This is a genomic window from Vibrio sp. 10N.222.55.C6, assembly GCF_041473395.1.
Classification (GTDB): domain Bacteria; phylum Pseudomonadota; class Gammaproteobacteria; order Enterobacterales; family Vibrionaceae; genus Vibrio; species Vibrio crassostreae_C.
In genome coordinates this window covers 1-712 of the sequence record NZ_JBFRSD010000288.1, presented here as the reverse complement: position 1 = coordinate 712, position 712 = coordinate 1, and the positions used below count along the sequence as shown (strand labels likewise).

Sequence of the window (712 nt, the reverse complement as noted above, 5' to 3'; positions counted from 1 at the left end):
GCATCTTGGTGCGGGTTCGCAAACGTGTTGTTGTCGTTATCAAAGTATTGACCGCCCGCTTGTGCGAACTCGTCAGACAATGATGCGCGAACCAGAATATCAGAACCGATGCTTAGGTCGCCGCCTGCAATGCCGTAAGCGTCTTTCACCATTTTACTGCCTAGTAACGAAGCTGGGTTGACCGCAACCACCATTGGCCCTGTAGAGCCTAACTCTTTTGCCATCTCGCGAGTCCACATAGTGATCGCAAGCTTGCTTTGTGCGTAAGCGTCGCCATCAGACATTGGCTTCTTGCCTTCTAGCGCTTCGATGTTCACTGCTGCTTGTGCTGCTGAGGACAGGTTAACCACTCGGCTAGATGCACCGAGTACAGGTAGCAGACGTTTAGTCAGATGGTATGGTGAAATGGTATTCACAACAAAACGAACATCTAAACCGTCTTTAGTGATCGGGTTCGGAGTGTTGAACACACCTGCGTTGTTAATCAGTACATCAATCTTATCGTGCTCAGCAATTACTTTGTCAGCCAGCGCATCCACATCAGCCAGAACAGACAAGTCTGCTACGTAACTTTGAATTTTCGCTTCAGCAGAGATAGCCACAAGTTGCTGCTCTACGTCTTTGAGTTTGCTTGGGTTACGTCCATGCAATAAAACGTGGTGACCTTGTTGAACAAGTACTTTTGCCGTTTCGAAGCCGATACCATCGGTAG

The 712-nt window shown here is 48.5% G+C and carries 1 protein-coding gene; it reads right to left on the bottom strand.

What is annotated here, in order from left to right; genetic code table 11:
- Positions 1-712 (bottom strand): SDR family NAD(P)-dependent oxidoreductase (locus tag AB4486_RS23720; protein ID WP_372119034.1); only part of this gene is annotated, 712 nt, incomplete at both ends.